Here is a 17,588-nt window from a genome sequence, read left to right as displayed (position 1 = left end):
TCAAGGCTACTGGCCACGCAAGAACAGACGATCGAGCGCCTTCATGTTCATTTGCGTCCAGGTGGGGCGACCATGGTTACACTGGTCGCTACGCTCGGTGCGCTCCATGTCGCGCAGCAGCGCATTCATTTCATCCAGAGTCAGGCGGCGATTGGCGCGCACGCTGCCATGGCAAGCCATGGTGGAGAGCAGCTCGTGAATGCGCGCCTCTACCTGATGAGTGCGGCCAAAGCGCGACAGCTCCTCCAGCATTTCGCGCACCAGTGCCTCGGGGTCTGCCTGGGCCAGCAGGGCTGGCAACTGGCGAACCAGCAGCGTTTCCGGCCCTGCCACGTCCAGCTCGATACCTAGCTGCGCAATGGCCTCGCGCTCGCTTTCGGCTGTCGCCACTTCGCTGCGGCTGGCGGCCAGCGACACCGGCACCAGCAGCGGCTGAGCATCGATCCCCTGCGCGGCAGACCACTGCTGCTTCATGCGCTCATAGACGATGCGCTCATGGGCCGCATGCATATCCACCAGCACCAGCCCCTGGGCGTTCTGAGCCAGAATATAAACACCATGCAGCTGACCCAGCGCGAACCCGAGCGGCGGCGCGGCCGTGGCATCCTCCTGGGGCATGACGGGCGGCGCCTCGCGCACCTGATGGGCTTCAGGCATCGTGGCCGTTGGCGGGCTGGGCTGAGGCGTCAGCAGCGTCTCTTCATGGTCGGGGTGAAGCGCCTGATAGCCCTGCATGAACCGCCGCACCCGCTCGGCTCCTGGGTGGCGGCCTTCACTCTCCGCCAACGCCATGCCCTGCTGCTGCCAGCGTGGCGCCGGGGCCGCAGGCGGCTCGGCATCAGGCGTAATCGACTCGGCTTGCGGGGCTTGGTCAACCTCGGGCTCGGCACCTTCACTGGGCCGCGACACCGCCAGGCAGTGATGCAGGCTGGAGTAGAGAAAATCGTGCACCATGCGCCCATCGCGAAAGCGCACTTCATGCTTGGTGGGGTGCACGTTGACGTCGACCACGTCCGGGTCCAGCTCCAGGTAGAGCACGAAGACCGGATGCCGACCGTTGTAGAGCACGTCTCGGTAGGCCTGACGCACCGCGTGGGCCACCAGCCGGTCGCGCACGACGCGCCCATTGACGAAGAAGTACTGCTGGTCCGCCTGGGAGCGCGAGTGCGTCGGCAGGCCCACCCAGCCACTGAGTCTTAGCCCACCGGCTTCCCGCTCGATGTAGCGGGCATGCTCGATGAAGTTCTTGCCCAGCAGCGAAGCGATGCGCCGCTCTCGCGCGGCGGCGGTATCCCCGGGCGGCAGTTGATGCACCACTTTCTGATTATGGCGCAGCACCCAGCCAATATCGTAACGCGACAAGGCCTGGCGGCGGAACGCCTCTTCCACATGGGCGAACTCGGTCTTCTCGGTGCGCAGAAACTTGCGTCTGGCCGGCGTGTTGAAGAACAAATCACGCACCGCCACGCTGGTACCACGCGGGTGCGGCGCAGGCGTCACTCTGGCCTCCATGCCACGCCCTTCCGCCACCACCCGCCACCCTTGGCGAGGATCGTCTTCAGCATTGGATACCAGCTCCAGCCGGGAGACCGAGCTGATGGAGGCCAGCGCCTCCCCACGAAACCCCAGCGAACTGACGCCTTCGAGATCTTCCAGGCTGGTGATCTTGCTGGTGGCATGACGCGCCAGGGCCAGCGGCAGGTCCTGCTCGCCGATACCGATGCCGTCGTCGCGAATCTTGATCAAGCGGGCGCCGCCCTGCTCGATATCCACCTCGATGCGCTGGCTGCCCGCATCGATGGCGTTTTCGATCAACTCCTTGGCCACCGACGAAGGCCGCTCGACTACTTCTCCGGCCGCAATCTGGTTCGCCAGACGGGGGTCCAGTACCTGTATCCGCCCAGCGGCAGAAGTCAATTCAGCCAACCTTCACCTCACCTGTTTTCGTTGCTTCGTTTCCATAGCACTGTTGCCTCGGCCTGCTCGTCATCCGTTTCAAGAGCTGGGGATGCGCAGCACCTGACCCACACGAATCACGTCGCCGTTCAGGTCATTGGCCTGCTTGAGCTGGTTCACCGGCACGCCATGGCGAATCGCGATAGCCGACAGGGTATCGCCAGACTGGATACGGTATTCGTTGCCCGTGGGGCGGCGCTGATTGTCGCGCTGCCAGGCCAGCAGACTGGCCGGTGGCGGGTTGCTCTGAAAATGCTCGCGCAGGCCGTTGAAAATCGCCCTCGACAGGCCTTGCTGATGCACCGGGTCGCGTAGCCGTCGCTCTTCGTCGGGATTGGAAATGAAGCCCACCTCGATCAACAGCGACGGAATGTCCGGCGACTTGAGCACCATGAAACCGGCCTGCTCCACGCGACTCTTGTGGAGGCGATTCACCCGACCCAACTGCTCCAGCACCTGCCCACCGATGGAGAGCGAGTCGTTGAGCGTGGCCGTCATGGTCAAGTCGAGCAGTACGCCACGCAGCACCTGGTCCTTGTCGCGCAGCGACAGACTGCCGTCGACACCGCCTATCAGGTCGGCGCGGTTTTCGCTGTCGGCCAGCCACTGAGCGGTTTCCGACGTGGCCCCCCGCTGAGAAAGCGCATACACCGAGCTGCCTTGCGGCCGAGGGCTGGTGAAAGCATCCGCATGGATGGAGACGAAGAAATCGGCTTTCTGCTCTCGGGCCAGCTGGGTGCGCTGGCGCAGGCCAAGATAGTAGTCACCGTCACGAATCAGTACCGCCTTGAAGCCTTCGGTTCGATTGACCTCTGCGGCCAGGCGGCGGGAAATCTCCAGCACCACGTCCTTTTCCCGAGTACCGGCAGGCCCGATGGCGCCGGGGTCTTCCCCCCCGTGCCCGGCATCGATGGCGATGATGATGTCGCGACGCGGGTGGGGCTGCGCAGGCTGCACCTCCACCGGCTGGGTGGGTGCTTCGGGCACCTCGGCCACCGCACTGGGCACATCCGCCTGCTGGGCCTGGGCGCTACGCTGCGCCATGATCTCCTGATCGCGGATCATCGCCTCGATGGGGTCGATGGGGTTTTCGACGGCGCTTTCACCGGGGTACTCCAGATCCACCACCAGCCGGTGACCGTACTGATCGTTGGGCGGCAAGGTGAAATGGCGTGGAGAGATATCACGGTTGAGTTCCAACACCACCCGCAGGCCGCCGCCATCGCGCGTGCCCGTACGCACCGAAGCGATAGCGCTACCCTCCAAGGGCAGCGTCGAGACGTCGGTATCGAGCTGGCTGTCGTCGAGGTCGATGACCAGCCGCGCCGGATTATCCAGGGTAAACACATTGGCCTGGGCAGCGGCACTCAAATCGAACACCAGCCGCGCATGATCGGGCGCCGCCCACAGGCGCATGCTCTCGACGGTCGCTGCCTGCAACGATGCACTACTCATCAAGAGCAGCGCGCACCCGGTGGCCAACCTGCCTGCCCAGGCAACCAATGACTGTCTCATGTCCATTGAACCACACCACACTCCTGTTGCTGTTCAGCCGCCAGCGTTTCGAGCTGAGCCAACGCCGCAACTCCATGCGGCGTCTCGGCACTTAATGTCAGCAGGCGACCGGGTGACGCCACCTGCAAGCGTATCCATAGATCGGGCGCGGGCAGCCAGCCAGCGCCCTGGCTGGGCCACTCCACCAGGCACAAGGCCTGGTCGGACAGCACCTCTCGCCCGCCGATGAACTCCAGCTCTTCCGGGTCGGCAAGGCGGTAAAGATCCAGGTGATAAATCCGCTGCTCGCCTAGCTCGTAGGGCTCTACCAGGGTATACGTGGGACTTTTGACCGCCCCCTGATAACCATAGGCACGCAAGATGCCTCGCGTCAGCGTCGTCTTGCCTGCCCCAAGTTCGCCTTCGAGATACACTCGCCCGCGACCTTCCAGCGCCTTGCCCAGCGCTTCTCCAAAGGCAACGTGGGCCATTTCGTCACTTGATTGCACCTGCATGTGGGCTGCCTTCACGGGTTGATAAACGCTCGTGCATAGGATGCCAGATCACTTGCCAACAGGCCACGCTCTCCGCTGGCTTTCGCGGCGGCATCACCCGCCAGGCCGTGTACCATGACGCCCAGCCAGGCGCTCCACTCCAGGCGGTCATGCTGGCCTGCCAGGGCTCCCAGCATGCCGCTCAGCACGTCACCCATGCCGCCGCTGGCCATGCCAGGATTCCCGTATGGGCATACCACCAGCCCACTGGGGCCGACGATCAGGCTGCCTGCGCCTTTCAAGATCACCACGCCGCCACGGGCACGCTGCAAGGCCCGCGCCGCCTCGGGGCGGTCCGCCTGTACCTCGGCCACCGTGCACCCCAGCAGTCGCGCGGCTTCCCCTGGATGCGGGGTCAGTATCCAGTCATCGCGGCGCACGTCAGGCCAGCGGCTGGCCAGCAGGTTCAGGGCATCGGCATCCACCACCAGCGGCGTCGCCCCCTGCAGTGCACTTTGCAACAGCGCCTGACCCCAGGCGCCCTGCCCCAGCCCCGGGCCAATCACCACCACGTCGGCGGTGTCGGGCAACCCGGCGGCCTCCGCCCCGCCGCGCACGGCTCGGGCCATGACTTCCGGGCAGCGTACCAGGCTGGCGGTAATGTGCTCCTCGGCCGTCGCCAGGCTGACCTTGCCCGCGCCTAGCCGCGCCGCGGCCTGGGCGGCCAGCAAGGCGGCTCCACCAAAGCCGGGCGCGCCGCCCATGACCAGCACATGCCCCAGGTTGCCCTTGTGGCTGATCCGCGAACGCGGTGCAAAGGCGTCGGCCAGCAGCGCTTCATCCAGCCGCCAGGCCGTGGGCGGAATATCGAAAAAGGCCTGAGCCTTCACGCCCAGCGGGCGAAAATCGATCTCGCCGGTATAGGCTGGCGCGTCGCCGGTATGCAGCCCGACTTTGTCGCCAATGAAGGTAACGGTGCCATCCGCCACCACCGCACTGCCCAGCACGGCCCCGCTATCCGCCGACAGACCCGAGGGAATGTCCAGCGCCAGCACCGGCTGGTGCGCACCATTGATGGCCTCGATGGCCTGGCGGATGTTGCCCTGGGGCTCACCGGCAAGCCCGGTACCCAGCAGGGCATCGACGATCACTTCCCCCACCAGCGTCGTGGCGGGCTGCCACTCGTCGAATCCCACCCCGGCGGCCGATGCCAGCTCCGCCGCCCTGGCCACGTCCCCCGTGAGCGCTTCCAGGGGTTTGGTCGAAAGCCGCTGAACCTTGAGCCCTGCCTGCATGGCCAGGGCCGCCAGCACGTGGCCATCGCCCCCGTTGTTGCCGCTTCCACACAGCACCGTGACGCTGCGGGCCTGGGGCCAACGCGAGCGAAAGCTGTGCCAGGCGCTGGAGGCCGCACGCTGCATCAGCGCGAAGCTGTCGATGCCACTGGCAATGGTGCGTCGATCCAGCTCACGCACCTGGGCTGCCTTGTACAAAGGGCGTAACGATGAGGTACTCAGTGTGGACACGGTCTCTCCTTAGCGGCTGCCATGGGCCGAGGCACCGCCGTATTCATTGACACGGCAGCACCGTGGATATCGTATGAAAGCGTAATGGGTTAGCATAGCGCGCCTGTCGCGCCAACGTTGATCAACCATGCCACCTTCCTCTGATTTTTCACTCTCTGCCGAGCAACTCCAGCAACTCGCCGAGCGGATCAAGCGCTGGGGGCGCGAGCTGGGCTTTCAGCAGATCGGCATCACCGATACCGATCTTGCCGTCCACGAGCGCCATCTCGAGCGCTGGCTGGAACAGGGCTACCACGGCGACATGGGCTTCATGGCCAAGCATGGCACCAAGCGCACCCGCCCGGCCGAGCTGGAACCCGGCACACAGCGGGTGATCAGCGTGCGCATGGACTACCTGCCCGCCGACGTTGCCACCACCAAAGTACTGGGGCAGCCCCAGCGTGCCTATGTATCGCGCTATGCGCTGGGGCGCGACTATCACAAACTGATGCGCAAACGGCTGGCCCAGCTGGCGCGGCAGATCGAGCAAGAGGTGGGCGCCTTTGGCTTTCGCGCTTTCGTCGACTCGGCCCCGGTCATGGAGCGTGCCCTGGCCCAGAAGGCAGGGCTTGGCTGGTTCGGCAAGAACGCCATGCTGCTCAACCCCCAGGCTGGCTCGCTGTTCTTTCTCGGCGAGCTGTATACCGACCTGCCCCTGCCCGTGGACCCGCCCTTCGAGCGAGAGCACTGCGGCAGCTGCAGCGCCTGCCGCACGGCCTGCCCCACCGGCGCCATCGTCGATGACAAGGTGGTCGATTCGCGCAAATGCGTCTCCTACCTGACCATCGAACTGCACGGCGCGATCCCCGTGGAGTACCGTCGGGCCATGGGCAACCGTGTCTATGGGTGCGATGACTGCCAGCTGGTCTGCCCGTTTACCCGCTTCACACGCCCGACCCAGGAGCAGGATTTTGCCCCGCGCCACGATCTCGACCGCGCCTCGCTCGTCACCCTGTTCGGCTGGAGCGAGGCGGAGTTTCTCGACAAGACCGCCGGGAGCCCGATACGCCGCATCGGCTACGAGCGCTGGCTACGCAACCTGGCGGTGGGCCTGGGCAATGCGCCCTGGAGCCGTGATGTCGAAGCCGCCCTGTGGGCACGCCGCGCCTACCCCAGCGTGCTGGTCCGCGAGCACGTGGTCTGGGCACTGGCAGAGCAGCACCAGAAGCGTGCAGCGCGCATCGCGACGCAAGGCTGAAAAACGTCAGCGCGGATCAATGCTGCTGTCGCTGCCGGGCGCCACGCGCAGGAAGGTGCTGCGATAGTGGGCAAGCTCGGCTATCGACTCCTTGATGTCGTCCATCGCCAAATGCACGTTGCGCTTCTTGAACCCTTCCAGCGCACTCGGGTTCCAGCGCTTGGCCAGTTCCTTGACGCTGGACACATCCAGGTTGCGGTAGTGGAAGAAGCTCCACAGGGCGGGCATCTCGCGCTCCAGAAAGCGGCGATCCTGATGGATGCTGTTGCCACACATGGGCGATGAGCCGGGTACCACGTAGCGGCTCAAAAACGCCAGCGTCTGCTGCTCGGCCTCTTCGGTACTCACCTGGCTGGCCTTGACCCGCGCCACGAGCCCCGACTCACCGTGGGTTTTCTGGTTCCACTCATCCATGGCGGCCAGCAGGCTGTCCGGCTGCTTGACGGCAATCACCGGCCCTTCGGCCACCACGTTGAGATGCGCATCGGTGATCAGCGTGGCCACTTCGATGATGCGCTCCTTGTCCGGCTCCAGGCCGGTCATCTCCAGGTCGATCCATACCAGCAGGTCGCTGCGCGGGGTGACGGCTTGCTCACTCATTCGTCTCATTCCTTGGCCAAAATCGCTCCAACACGAGCGATGTGCATAAAAGTGTCGCTTATATTGCCTTGCACCGCACCCCATAGGGGACAGTGGGTGGCTCAGGTGGTTACAATGCCTGCTATTGTAACGATCATCGGGTGGTCATGAGCAAACGTAAATTAAGCCGTCAGCAGCAGTGGCGCGTCGAAAAAATTCAGGCCGAGCGCGCTCAGCGGGCGGAAAAACGCGACGCGCGGGATGCCGAAAAGCTCTCCGCCGGGGAGTATGGTCCCGAACAGCCAGGCCGCGTGATGGCCCACTTCGGCCGTACCCTGGAAGTTCGCGATGCCGACGGCACCCCGGTACGCTGCCATCTGCGCGCCAACCTGGAAGGGCTGGTGACCGGCGACCGGGTGATCTGGCGAGCGGGTCAGGATGGCTCTGGCGTCGTGGTGGCCCGGGAGGAGCGCGACACGATCCTCAAACGCCCGGATGCCAGAGGGCAGCTCAAGCCGGTGGCCGCCAACATCGACCAACTGCTGATCGTCTTTGCGGTGGAGCCTGCGCCGCACCCCAACCTGATCGACCGCTACCTGGTCGCCGCCGAGGCCACCGGCATCACGCCCGTACTGGTGCTCAACAAGACCGACCTGCTGCCGGAAGGCGGTGGCGAACTCGGCCAACTGCTGGAGCGTTACCGCCAACTGGGCTATCGGGTGGTGCGTACCACCACGGCCAACCCTGACGGCCTGAACGCCCTGCGTCAGCAGTTGGAGGGCCGTACCTCGGTGTTCGTCGGCCAGAGCGGGGTAGGCAAATCCTCGCTGATCGATCTGCTGCTGCCGGACGAGACCCTGCGCATCGGCGCCCTCTCGGAAGATTCGCGCAAGGGCACTCATACCACCACCACCGCCAGGCTTTACGCCATGCGCAGCGACGAAGTGCACGACGGCGAGCTGATCGACTCCCCCGGCATCCGCGAATTCGGACTGGTGCACCTCGATGAACAGGAAGTGACCAACGGCTTCATCGAGTTTCACCCCCACCTGGGCCAATGCCGCTTCAGGGATTGCCGCCATCGCAATGAACCCGGCTGTGCTTTACTGAATGCCGTCGAGGCGGGCAAGATTCACCCAGAGCGCTTTACCAGCTACCGACGCATACTGGATAGCCTGAACACCCAGGCCTGACGGCTGACGCCGATGGCTCAGATTACTTTCATTGCAGGGACAGGGAGCCGACCATGACCAACAGCCACTCTTCCGAAACCAACGTGCTGCCACTGATCGTCGAACCAGAACAGCTCGTCGAGCATCTGGGCGACCCTCAGCTCTTGATCGTCGATGTGCCACTGAATGGCGACAGCTACCGGCAGGGGCACGTGCCCGGCGCCATTTACCTCGACTACCGCTATCTGATGCGCGGCGAGGGCCCGGTCCCCAACGACGTGCCCTCCGTAGCGTTTCTCTCGCAGCTGTTCAGCGCCATGGGCCTGACCCGTGATACCCACGTGGTGGCCTACGATGACGAGGGTGGCGGCTGGGCCGCTCGCCTGCTGTGGACGCTGGAGCTGATTGGCCATGCCCGCTACTCCTACCTGAATGGCGGCATTCATGCGTGGCGCGACGCGGGCCTCGAAGAGAGCACCGACCCCACGGCCCCCACGCCCAGTGACTATCAGGCCGACATTCTCAATCCTCAGGCCGCCATCAGCCGCGACGAGATTCTCGACAAGCTGAACGACAAGCAGTTCGCCATCTGGGATGCCCGTTCGAAGGCCGAGTACGACGGTGAGCGTGGCAACAACAAGCACCTGGGCCACATCCCCGGCGCGGTGAACATGGATTGGGTAGATGCCATGGATCGCCAACGCGCGCTGCGCATTCGCGACTACGCCGAACTGATCACCGAACTGGGCGCGCTGGGCCTGACACCGGACATGGAGATCGCCACCCACTGCCAAAGCCACCACCGCAGCAGCTTTACCTGGCTGGTGGGCAAGGCCCTGGGCTTCAACATTCGTGGCTACGCGGGCTCCTGGGGCGAATGGGGCAATCGCGACGATACCCCCATCGAACGCTGATGCCTGCCATGCGCCAACGACACTCAACCGACATCGAGACAAAGACACCACTGTGACCGTTTCTCAAAAAGCCTTTTCGCTACTGCAGTACCCACTGCCCCATCACGCGCTTTCCCGGCTGACGGGCAAGGTCGCCGCGTGCGATCAACCACGGGTCAAGAACGCCGTCATCAAGGCGTTCATCAAACGCTTCGACGTGGACATGAGCCAAGCACTGGAACCGGACCCTACCGCCTACGCCACGTTCAACGACTTCTTCACTCGGGCACTGAAGCCCGATGCCCGCCCCCTGGGCGACGGCATCCTCAGCCCGGCCGACGGCACCCTTTCGCAGTTTGGCCGCCTGTGCGCAGGCGACATCGTGCAAGCCAAGGGGCATCGCTATTCGGTGCATACATTGCTGGGGGGGGACGATGCGCTGGCCCAGGAGTTCATGGCAGGCAGCTTTGCCACCGTCTACCTCTCCCCTCGGGATTACCATCGCGTGCACATGCCGGTGACCGGTGCGCTACGCGAAATGATCTACGTGCCGGGGCGGCTGTTCTCCGTCAATCAGGCCACCGCCAACTACGTGCCCGGCCTGTTTGCGCGCAATGAGCGTCTGGTCTGTATCTTCGATACCGAGCACGGCCCCATGGCCATGGTGCTGGTGGGTGCCATGATCGTGGCCGCCATCGAGACCGTCTGGGCAGGCCAGGTGACCCCGCTGGCGGGCACGCCCCAGCGGATGGTCTTCGGCCAGCCCATCGTGATCGAAAAAGGCGCCGAGATGGGCCGCTTCAAGCTGGGCTCCACGGTGGTCACCTGCTTCGCCAAGCCGATCACCTTTGCCGAGCATGAGCTGGGCGCCAAGGTGGCCATGGGCCAATCCCTGGCAACGCCGCAGGCGTCATAGCCAACGCCCGGCACGGCCAACCTCAACAGGCAGGGGTAGCAAACGCCAGTACTTCCTCCAGCTTCCCCTTACCCAAGGCCTGCTGTATCAACCGGTCGATGCCCAGCGCGACACCGGAGGCAGCAGGCATTCCATGGGCCAGCGCGGCCAGCAGCCGCTCGTCCACGTCCACTTCGCTCAGCCCCAACCGACGACGCTCCTCGTTATCGCGGGCAAACCGCTGGCGCTGCTCGTCGGCATCGGTCAGCTCATGGTAGCCGTTCGCCAGCTCAACCCCGTTCAGATAGAGCTCGAACCGCGACGCCACCCACTCCCCATCGCTATCCTGATGGCGCTGCGCGAGTGCCGCCTGACTGGCCGGATAATCCACCACCACGCTCAGCTCCTGCTGGCCCAGGCGCGGCTCGATGACCATGCCCATGAGCAGATCGAGGCACGTATCACGCCCCTCCTCGGCCAGCGCCTTGGCGGGCATGCTGCCCCGCTCGGCCGCTACCAGACGCAAGGTGTCCAGCGAGGTGGTGAAAGGGTCCACTTCCAGATGCGTATGAAACAGCTCACGGTAGCGGTAGTGCACCACCGGCCCAGGGGCATTGGGCATCACATGGGCGACCAGCGCCGTGGTCTCTTCGATCAGCTGGGCGAGCGAATAGCCCGGCTGATACCACTCCAGCATGGTGAATTCGATATTGTGCCGCGACCCCACCTCTCCATCACGAAAGCTGCGAGCCAGCTGAAAGATCGGCCCACTTCCCGCCGCCAAAAGCCGCTTCATGTGAAATTCCGGCGAGGTTTGTAGCCACAACTTGCGCTGGCCCTTGTCGGTGCGTGCCCGCGTCGCCAGCGACACGAGGTTGACATCGGTACTGCCCCCTTGCCCGAGGACGGGGGTCTCTACTTCCATGACATCGCGTGATACGAAAAAATGGCGCACTGCCGCAAGCAGGCGCGCACGCTCACGTAGCGTCTCCATGGATGCTGTTGGCTGCCAACTGGCCGTCATTCCCTTCTCCCTGACAACATAAAGCCACGCAGAGTGCGTGGCTTTGCTTACCGCTTGCAAGTGACGCCGATCAAGCGCGTGATACGTATTCACCGGAGCGGGTATCGATCTTCAACACTTCGCCCTGGTTGATGAACAGCGGTACGCGTACCACGGCACCCGAGGAAAGCGTAGCAGGCTTTGAGCCGCCCTGAGCAGTATCGCCTTTCAGGCCGGGGTCGGTTTCGACGACTTCCAGCTCGATGAAGTTGGGCGGCGTGACCGAGATCGCCTTGTCGTTCCACAGCGTCAGAGTGTAGGGCACCTGCTCCTTGAGCCACTTTTCGGTCTCGCCCAGTGCTTTTTTCTCTACCGCGTACTGCTCGAAAGAGCCGTCGGTCTTCATGAAGTGCCACATGTCACCGTCGGTGTAGAGGTACTCCATCTCCAGATCCATGACGTCAGCGCCTTCCAGCGAGTCACCAGACTTGAACGTGCGCTCACCGACACGGCCAGTCATCAGGTTGCGCAGCTTGACGCGGTTGAACGCTTGACCCTTGCCAGGCTTGACCAGCTCGTTCTCGACGATCGAACAAGGATCGCCATCGAGCATTACTTTCAAACCCGCTTTGAATTCATTGGTAGAATAGTTCGCCATACTGCCTCTCAATGGTTCTATGGTGTGTTTCAGTCGGTGACGCGCGCAGCCCTGCTCCGCCGTCGTTAACCTTGTAGCCAAGTGCGCGCATGATAACCCGAAGGAGGGCTTTTTGCAGGAGAACATCATCATTGCCGGTCACTCGATATCCGACGAGGCGCCCGCCTCCTGGCAACGGCAACTATCCCGCGCCATTCGCGACCCGCAAACCCTCTGCCAGCACCTTGGCCTGGACGCCCAGTGGCAGCAAGAAGCCCAGGCGGGGCATCGCCTGTTCGATATCTGCGTGCCCGAGGCGTACCTGTCACGCATCGCGCCCAACGACCCTAGCGACCCACTACTGCGCCAGGTCCTGCCGCTGGCCGAAGAAGCCCTGTCGCCGCCTGGCTATGTCACCGACCCACTGGAAGAAGCCGAGCACCGCCCGGCCAAAGGCCTGATCCATAAATACACCAACCGCGTGCTGTTGATCGCCAGCCCGGCCTGCGCCATCAACTGCCGCTACTGCTTTCGCCGCCACTTTCCCTACCAGGAGCACGCGCCTTCGCGAGCCCAGTGGCAGGAAGCCCTTGGCTATATCCGCCAGGACAGCGCCATTCGGGAAGTGATTCTCTCCGGCGGCGACCCGCTGGCCGCCAACGACAGGCAATTGAGCTGGCTGGTCGCGCAGCTGGAAGAGATTCCCCACCTGCAGCGACTGCGGCTGCATACGCGCCTGCCGGTGGTCATCCCGGACCGGGTGGATGACCACCTGCTGGGCTGGCTTGGCAACACCCGGCTGCAAAAGGTAATGGTGCTGCACATCAACCACGCCAACGAGATCGACCAGGCCGTGGTCGCAGCCTGCGCGCGCCTCAAACAGGCGGGCGTCACGCTGCTCAATCAGAGCGTCCTGCTGCGCGACATCAACGATGACGTCACGACCCTGGCCACGCTCTCCGAACGACTGTTCGAGGCGGGGATACTGCCCTATTACCTGCACGCCTTCGACCCCGTACAAGGCGCAGCCCACTACGACGTCACCGACGAACGCGCCAAAGCGCTGGTCCAGCAGTTGCTCGAACACCTGCCCGGCTTCCTGATGCCCAGGCTGGTGCGAGAAGTACCGGGCAGGATGAGCAAGACGCCGCTGTAAGCGCTGACAACCGATACAGCGTGGTGCAAGCCCAATGATAACGCACCAAAAAAATGCGCAGACAAAAGCGACGCTGCATGCCTTGTTCGTCAGAAACGTCGCCAAACGCATGATTCACCGTCATTTTTAAGCAAGCGGCCAATATTTTGCTGTGTTCATGATGTTACACACGGGGTATTGGCCGCTATCGCAGCCGCACAATCGAGTTTCCAATAGATCGCTAGGGTTCCGACACCATCAACGAAACGCCCCTGATGGCTGTGGCTGGTCCGAGAGCGATCGACCTTGCAAGCGCAAGGTTACACGGCGGGATAAAAGCCCGGGAGGATAAGGCACAGTGATGCGCCGATGCCCCCTGAGTTTTTACTTAGCCGCTGGAGGCTCTCATGACCCGTTCCATCCGCACCCCTGGTAAATATCTGCTGGCCCCGCTCTCTGCCGCCCTGCTTGCCACCTCGCTGGCCCCCTCTTTCGTACATGCCCAGGAGCGTGATCAATTCAGCGTCTGCTGGTCCATTTATGCAGGCTGGATGCCCTGGGCCTATGCCGATGTCGAAGGCATCGTCGACAAATGGGCCGAGCAGCACGACATCGCTATCGACGTGATACAGGTCAATGACTACGTCGAGTCCATCAACCAGTTCACCTCGGGCAACGTCGATGGCTGCGCCATGACCAACATGGACGCTCTGACCATTCCTGCCGCCAGCGGCGTCGACTCCACCGCGCTGATCATCAACGACTACTCCAATGGCAATGACGGCATCGTGCTCAAAGGGGGCGGTGAGCTGGCGGATATCGAAGGCCGCCGGGTCAATCTGGTGCAGTTCAGCGTGTCTCACTACTTTCTGGCACGCGCCCTGGAGAGCGTTGGGCTGACCGAGCGCGACATCGAAACGGTCAATACCTCCGACGCCGATATCGTCGGCCTGTTTTCCAGCAGCAGTACCGAAGCCGTAGCCGCCTGGAATCCGCAGCTCAGCACCATCGCCGAGATGCCGGACAGCCAGGTGGTGTACACCTCGGCGGAAATCCCCGGTGAAATTCTTGACATGATGGTAGTGAACACCCAAACCCTGGCCGACTACCCCGCCCTGGGACACGCCCTGGTGGGCGCCTGGTACGAGGTCATGGCGCTTGTCGAGGCCAATGACGAGCACGCGCTGACGATCATGGCCGATGCCGCCGGCACCGATCTGGAGGGTTACCGTGCCCAGCTAGAGGCAACCTACCTGTATACCGACCCCGCCGAAGCCGTGGCGCTGATGGAAAGCCCCGAGCTGTTGGACACCATGGAGCGAGTGGCCGACTTCAGCTTTACCCACGGGCTGTTGGGCGACATGGCACCCAGCGCGGGCGTGGTGGGCATCGAAACGCCCAGCGGTATCTTCGGTGACGAGAGTAACGTGCAGCTGCGCTTCGATCCTTCCTTTACTCAGGCGTACCTCGACGCACAGTAACGAGGCCACGGTATTCGCCCCATGAAGCGGCGGCTCGCCGCTTCTGCCCCTTACTTACCTGGTGGACCCTGCCATGAAGCGCTTGATTAACCTGTCGCCCTCGCGCGGCGGCCGCTGGCTGCTGGGACTGGTGCCGTTTCTGGTACTGGGCATGCTCTACCTGAGCGCCTCCAGTGCTCGCCTGGCTGACAACCCCAACGACCGCCTGCTGCCTTCCCCTGGCAGCATGGCGCAGACCTTTCACCACCTGGCCACGGCCGAGAACGTGCGCACCGGCCAGATCGTATTGTGGACCGACACTTTCGCCAGCCTCGAAAGGCTGCTGATCGGTGTCGGTATCAGCGCGCTGATCGGCCTGGTGGTGGGCATCTTGAGTGGCGGCATTCCGCTGCTGCGCGCCAAGCTCTCGCCGCTGATCACGGTAACGTCGCTGATACCGCCCATGGCCATTCTGCCGATCCTGTTCATCGCCTTTGGCACCGGGGAAGCGGCCAAGATCGCGTTGATCGTGATGGGCGTGACGCCCTTTCTGATTCGAGACCTGCAGGGCCACGCCCTGCGCCTGCCAGACGAACAGTTGATCAAGGCCCAGACCCTGGGCGCCAGCTCCTGGCAAGTGCTGCTGAGAGTGCTGCTGCCTCAATTGACGCCTCGGCTGCTCAATGCCACACGGCTGGCGCTGGGCAGCGCCTGGCTGTTCCTGATTGCAGCAGAAGCGATTGCCGCCCAGGAGGGCCTTGGCTATCGCATCTTTCTGGTGCGCCGCTACCTCTCCATGGACGTGATTCTGCCCTACGTGGCTTGGATCACCCTGCTGGCCTTTGTGCTGGATCAACTGCTGGCCTGGGTATCACGGCTGGCCTTCCCCTGGTATCACGCCGATGAAGGAGACAAATCATGAGCCTGCTCTCCGCCCACCGGTTGGAAAAGCATTATGGCCAGCACGTGGTGCTGGAAAACCTCAACTTCTCCGTCGAGGAAGGCGAGTTCGTGACGCTGGTGGGCGCTTCAGGTTGTGGCAAGACCACCTTCCTGAAAATGCTGCTGGGCACCGAAAAGCGCTCCAAAGGCAGCCTGCTGCTGGATGGCCAGCCCATTCCTGACGAACCCGGCCCTGACCGAGGCGTCGTGTTTCAAAAGTACTCGGTCTTCCCCCACCTGACCGTCCTGGCCAACGTCATGATCGCCGAAGAGCTGCGGACTGCCCCGCTGCTGGGCAAGCGCTTTGGTGCATCCCGGCGGCGCGCCATCGAAGTGGCCACGGCGCGCATCGAGGAGGTGGGCCTGGGCCATGCGCTGCACAAGTACCCCCACGAGCTCTCCGGCGGCATGCAGCAACGCCTCGCCATTGCCCAGGCGCTGATGATGAAACCTCGGCTACTGCTGCTGGACGAGCCGTTCGGCGCGCTCGACCCCGGCATTCGCCAGGACATGCACGCGCTGATCACGCGGCTTTGGCAAGAACAGTCGCTGACCATTTTCATGATCACCCACGACCTCACGGAAGCCTTCGCCCTCGGCACGCGGCTGTGGGTCTTCGACAAGACTCGCCACGACCCCCAGGCCCCCGAGGCCTATGGCGCCACCATCACCTACGACCTGCCCATCGGCAAACAGGCCAACCGCGCACACTCCGCCCAGGCACTGAGTGACACGCTGGCGGAACGCGGTCTGACCACCCACGTACAGGAGACGCTGTCATGACAACCCACGCGGACTACGCCACGCACCTGCCCGGCGGCCATCACTGGTCCCTGCGCCTGCGCCGCGGCACCACGCTGACCCTGTCAGCCCAGCAGGCCAACAGCAACGTAGGGCTGCTCTGCTACAACCCGGAAAACCTGCTGGAGCGCCTCAACCTGCCGGATACCCTGAAGTGCCAGCACACTTTCAAACTCACCCAGGGCCACTGCCTCTATTCCGACATGGGCCGCATCTTTGCGTCGATCACCCACGACACCCTGGGTTGGCACGATAGCGTGGGCGGCAACCTGATGCCCCACCACCTTCTGGCCAAGGGCTGGCAGCCGGTGAGCTACCAGCAGGCCCATAATGACTGGACCCGCACCGGCCACGATGCCTTTCTCGTCGAGCTGGCGAAATACGGCCTGGGCCGACGCGATCTGGCGGCCAACCTCAACCTGTTTTCACGAGTCGAGAGCGATGACGCAGGCAAGCTGCGCTATGTCGACAACCACTGCCAGCCGGGCAGCCGCGTCACGCTGCGTTTCGAGATGGATACGCTGGTGTTGCTGCACACCTGCCCGCACCCCCTCGACCCCAGTTCGCACTACCCCCGTCGCGGCGTCGATATCGCGCTAGGCACGGCGGAGCCTCCCACCGAGGAAGACCCCTGCTACCGCTCACGGCCCGAAAACGCACGTGGCTTTGCCAACAATCGCCTCTACCACCTCGGCCTCTAAGGGGGACACCATGATCATCGAAAGCACCTTACGCCCTGAAAACGCCGTCCGCCGCACCACCGTCGAGGCCGGTGACCACTACATCGGCACCGTGAAGCGCGGCCAGACCCTGCGCATTCTGGACCTGGAGGGTAACCAGGCCGCCGACACCTTGTTCTTCAATGCCGACGATACCGCCGAGCGCTACAGCGCCATGGATACCGTGCGCGAACAAGGCGCGGTTTACCTGACGGCGGGCACCCGGCTGATGTCCAGTGAAGGTCGCACCATGCTGACCATCACCGCCGATACCTGTGGCCGCCACGACACCCTGGGCGGCGCCTGCGCCAGCGAAAGCAATACCGTGCGTTACGATCTCGAAAAGCGCCATATGCACTCCTGCCGCGACAACTGGATGCAGGCCATTGCCCGCTATCCCGAGTTCGGGCTGACCAAACGCGACATCACCCACAACATCAACTTTTTCATGAACGTGCCGGTGACGGCCGGCGGCGGGCTGACCTTTGCCGACGGTATTTCGGCCCCCGGCAAGTACGTCGAGATGGAAGCCAACATGGATGTCATCGTGCTGGTCTCCAACTGCCCTCAGCTCAACAACCCCTGTAACGGCTACCACCCGACGCCCATCGAGCTGCTGGTCTGGGAGTGAGGTCACTTTTCCTC

The 17,588-nt window shown here is 63.6% G+C and carries 17 protein-coding genes and 1 riboswitch; of the genes, 10 read left to right on the top strand and 7 right to left on the bottom strand.

The window, feature by feature from the left end; all coding sequences use genetic code 11:
* Window positions 1-6 precede the first annotated feature (6 nt).
* From mutL to CWI66_RS01630, 4 genes are all read right to left on the bottom strand, one after another.
* The gene (gene mutL / locus CWI66_RS01645; RefSeq protein ID WP_100730759.1) at window positions 7-1,917 is read right to left on the bottom strand and encodes a DNA mismatch repair endonuclease MutL; all 1,911 of its coding nucleotides are present in this window, start codon (window positions 1,915-1,917) and stop codon (window positions 7-9) included.
* A 78-nt stretch (window positions 1,918-1,995) separates the two neighbouring features.
* Complete coding sequence (locus CWI66_RS01640; protein WP_446718672.1) at window positions 1,996-3,477, bottom strand: N-acetylmuramoyl-L-alanine amidase; 1,482 nt, start codon at window positions 3,475-3,477, stop codon at window positions 1,996-1,998.
* Window positions 3,468-3,965 carry a tRNA (adenosine(37)-N6)-threonylcarbamoyltransferase complex ATPase subunit type 1 TsaE gene (gene tsaE, locus CWI66_RS01635; protein WP_100730758.1) on the bottom strand — a complete coding sequence of 166 codons (498 nt, stop codon included), beginning with the start codon at window positions 3,963-3,965 and terminating at the stop codon, window positions 3,468-3,470. Before tsaE ends, CWI66_RS01640 begins: the two co-directional genes overlap by 10 nt.
* 11 nt (window positions 3,966-3,976) lie before the next feature.
* Window positions 3,977-5,470: an NAD(P)H-hydrate dehydratase gene (locus tag CWI66_RS01630; protein ID WP_100730757.1), complete on the bottom strand. Its 1,494-nt coding sequence runs from the start codon at window positions 5,468-5,470 to the stop codon at window positions 3,977-3,979.
* A gap of 127 nt (window positions 5,471-5,597) precedes the next feature.
* Between CWI66_RS01630 and queG the strand changes: the two genes are divergently transcribed.
* Complete coding sequence (gene queG / locus CWI66_RS01625) at window positions 5,598-6,707, top strand: tRNA epoxyqueuosine(34) reductase QueG (protein WP_100730756.1); 1,110 nt, start codon at window positions 5,598-5,600, stop codon at window positions 6,705-6,707.
* A 6-nt stretch (window positions 6,708-6,713) separates the two neighbouring features.
* Here queG and orn read toward each other — a convergent pair whose 3' ends face one another.
* Complete coding sequence (orn, locus tag CWI66_RS01620) at window positions 6,714-7,307, bottom strand: oligoribonuclease (RefSeq protein WP_100730755.1); 594 nt, start codon at window positions 7,305-7,307, stop codon at window positions 6,714-6,716.
* Between the two features lie 146 nt (window positions 7,308-7,453).
* On the opposite strand from orn, the gene rsgA reads away from it, so the two are divergent.
* The 3 genes from rsgA to asd are packed head-to-tail and all read left to right on the top strand — an operon-like array spanning window position 7,454 to window position 10,267.
* Window positions 7,454-8,479 carry a small ribosomal subunit biogenesis GTPase RsgA gene (gene rsgA / locus CWI66_RS01615; protein ID WP_100730809.1) on the top strand — a complete coding sequence of 342 codons (1,026 nt, stop codon included), beginning with the start codon at window positions 7,454-7,456 and terminating at the stop codon, window positions 8,477-8,479.
* A gap of 53 nt (window positions 8,480-8,532) precedes the next feature.
* Window positions 8,533-9,372: a sulfurtransferase gene (locus tag CWI66_RS01610; RefSeq protein ID WP_100730754.1), complete on the top strand. Its 840-nt coding sequence runs from the start codon at window positions 8,533-8,535 to the stop codon at window positions 9,370-9,372.
* A gap of 52 nt (window positions 9,373-9,424) precedes the next feature.
* Window positions 9,425-10,267: an archaetidylserine decarboxylase gene (gene asd / locus CWI66_RS01605; RefSeq protein WP_039177575.1), complete on the top strand. Its 843-nt coding sequence runs from the start codon at window positions 9,425-9,427 to the stop codon at window positions 10,265-10,267.
* 22 nt (window positions 10,268-10,289) lie between these two features.
* Here the strand turns inward: asd and epmA are convergent, their stop codons facing one another.
* Window positions 10,290-11,270, bottom strand: coding sequence for an EF-P lysine aminoacylase EpmA (gene epmA / locus CWI66_RS01600; RefSeq protein ID WP_016913435.1), 981 nt, complete (start codon window positions 11,268-11,270; stop codon window positions 10,290-10,292).
* A 70-nt stretch (window positions 11,271-11,340) separates the two neighbouring features.
* Complete coding sequence (efp, locus tag CWI66_RS01595; RefSeq protein WP_016913434.1) at window positions 11,341-11,907, bottom strand: elongation factor P; 567 nt, start codon at window positions 11,905-11,907, stop codon at window positions 11,341-11,343.
* 112 nt (window positions 11,908-12,019) lie between these two features.
* Here efp and epmB point away from each other — a divergent pair, with 112 nt between their 5' ends.
* The 6 genes from epmB to CWI66_RS01565 all read left to right on the top strand — a co-directional run bounded on the left by epmB (window position 12,020) and on the right by CWI66_RS01565 (window position 17,574).
* Window positions 12,020-13,042: an EF-P beta-lysylation protein EpmB gene (gene epmB / locus CWI66_RS01590; protein ID WP_081136959.1), complete on the top strand. Its 1,023-nt coding sequence runs from the start codon at window positions 12,020-12,022 to the stop codon at window positions 13,040-13,042.
* 209 nt (window positions 13,043-13,251) lie between these two features.
* Window positions 13,252-13,370, top strand: a riboswitch (guanidine-I (ykkC/yxkD leader).
* A gap of 58 nt (window positions 13,371-13,428) precedes the next feature.
* Window positions 13,429-14,502, top strand: a complete 1,074-nt coding sequence (locus tag CWI66_RS01585; RefSeq protein ID WP_016913432.1) for a putative urea ABC transporter substrate-binding protein — start codon at window positions 13,429-13,431, stop codon at window positions 14,500-14,502.
* Window positions 14,503-14,575: 73 nt separating this feature from the next.
* On the top strand, window positions 14,576-15,403 hold the full coding sequence (locus CWI66_RS01580; protein WP_081136957.1) for an ABC transporter permease: 828 nt from the start codon (window positions 14,576-14,578) through the stop codon (window positions 15,401-15,403).
* On the top strand, window positions 15,400-16,206 hold the full coding sequence (locus CWI66_RS01575) for an ABC transporter ATP-binding protein (protein ID WP_081136955.1): 807 nt from the start codon (window positions 15,400-15,402) through the stop codon (window positions 16,204-16,206). Before CWI66_RS01580 ends, CWI66_RS01575 begins: the two co-directional genes overlap by 4 nt.
* Window positions 16,203-16,925 (top strand): urea amidolyase associated protein UAAP1, encoded by a 723-nt coding sequence (locus CWI66_RS01570; RefSeq protein WP_081136953.1) that lies wholly within the window; start codon window positions 16,203-16,205, stop codon window positions 16,923-16,925. Before CWI66_RS01575 ends, CWI66_RS01570 begins: the two co-directional genes overlap by 4 nt.
* Window positions 16,926-16,935: 10 nt before the next feature.
* A complete protein-coding gene (locus CWI66_RS01565; RefSeq protein WP_100730753.1) occupies window positions 16,936-17,574 on the top strand; it encodes an urea amidolyase associated protein UAAP2 in 639 nt (212 codons plus the stop codon).
* The last annotated feature ends 14 nt before the right edge of the window (window positions 17,575-17,588 follow it).

The organism is Halomonas sp. 141, from assembly GCF_002810305.1.
In the GTDB taxonomy this organism is placed as follows: Bacteria; Pseudomonadota; Gammaproteobacteria; order Pseudomonadales; family Halomonadaceae; genus Vreelandella; species Vreelandella stevensii.
Note: the sequence above shows the minus strand (reverse complement) of the source record. Positions and strands in the feature narration are given on the sequence as shown.

Coding starts and splice junctions, on each gene's coding strand:
- CWI66_RS01640 (WP_446718672.1), bottom strand. CDS start 3,477: ATGGACATGAGACAGTCATTGGTTGCCTGGGCAGGCAGGTTGGCCACC.
- tsaE (WP_100730758.1), bottom strand. CDS start 3,965: ATGCAGGTGCAATCAAGTGACGAAATGGCCCACGTTGCCTTTGGAGAA.
- queG (WP_100730756.1), top strand. CDS start 5,598: ATGCCACCTTCCTCTGATTTTTCACTCTCTGCCGAGCAACTCCAGCAA.
- orn (WP_100730755.1), bottom strand. CDS start 7,307: ATGAGTGAGCAAGCCGTCACCCCGCGCAGCGACCTGCTGGTATGGATC.
- rsgA (WP_100730809.1), top strand. CDS start 7,454: ATGAGCAAACGTAAATTAAGCCGTCAGCAGCAGTGGCGCGTCGAAAAA.
- CWI66_RS01610 (WP_100730754.1), top strand. CDS start 8,533: ATGACCAACAGCCACTCTTCCGAAACCAACGTGCTGCCACTGATCGTC.
- epmA (WP_016913435.1), bottom strand. CDS start 11,270: ATGACGGCCAGTTGGCAGCCAACAGCATCCATGGAGACGCTACGTGAG.
- efp (WP_016913434.1), bottom strand. CDS start 11,907: ATGGCGAACTATTCTACCAATGAATTCAAAGCGGGTTTGAAAGTAATG.
- CWI66_RS01585 (WP_016913432.1), top strand. CDS start 13,429: ATGACCCGTTCCATCCGCACCCCTGGTAAATATCTGCTGGCCCCGCTC.
- CWI66_RS01580 (WP_081136957.1), top strand. CDS start 14,576: ATGAAGCGCTTGATTAACCTGTCGCCCTCGCGCGGCGGCCGCTGGCTG.
- CWI66_RS01575 (WP_081136955.1), top strand. CDS start 15,400: ATGAGCCTGCTCTCCGCCCACCGGTTGGAAAAGCATTATGGCCAGCAC.
- CWI66_RS01570 (WP_081136953.1), top strand. CDS start 16,203: ATGACAACCCACGCGGACTACGCCACGCACCTGCCCGGCGGCCATCAC.
- CWI66_RS01565 (WP_100730753.1), top strand. CDS start 16,936: ATGATCATCGAAAGCACCTTACGCCCTGAAAACGCCGTCCGCCGCACC.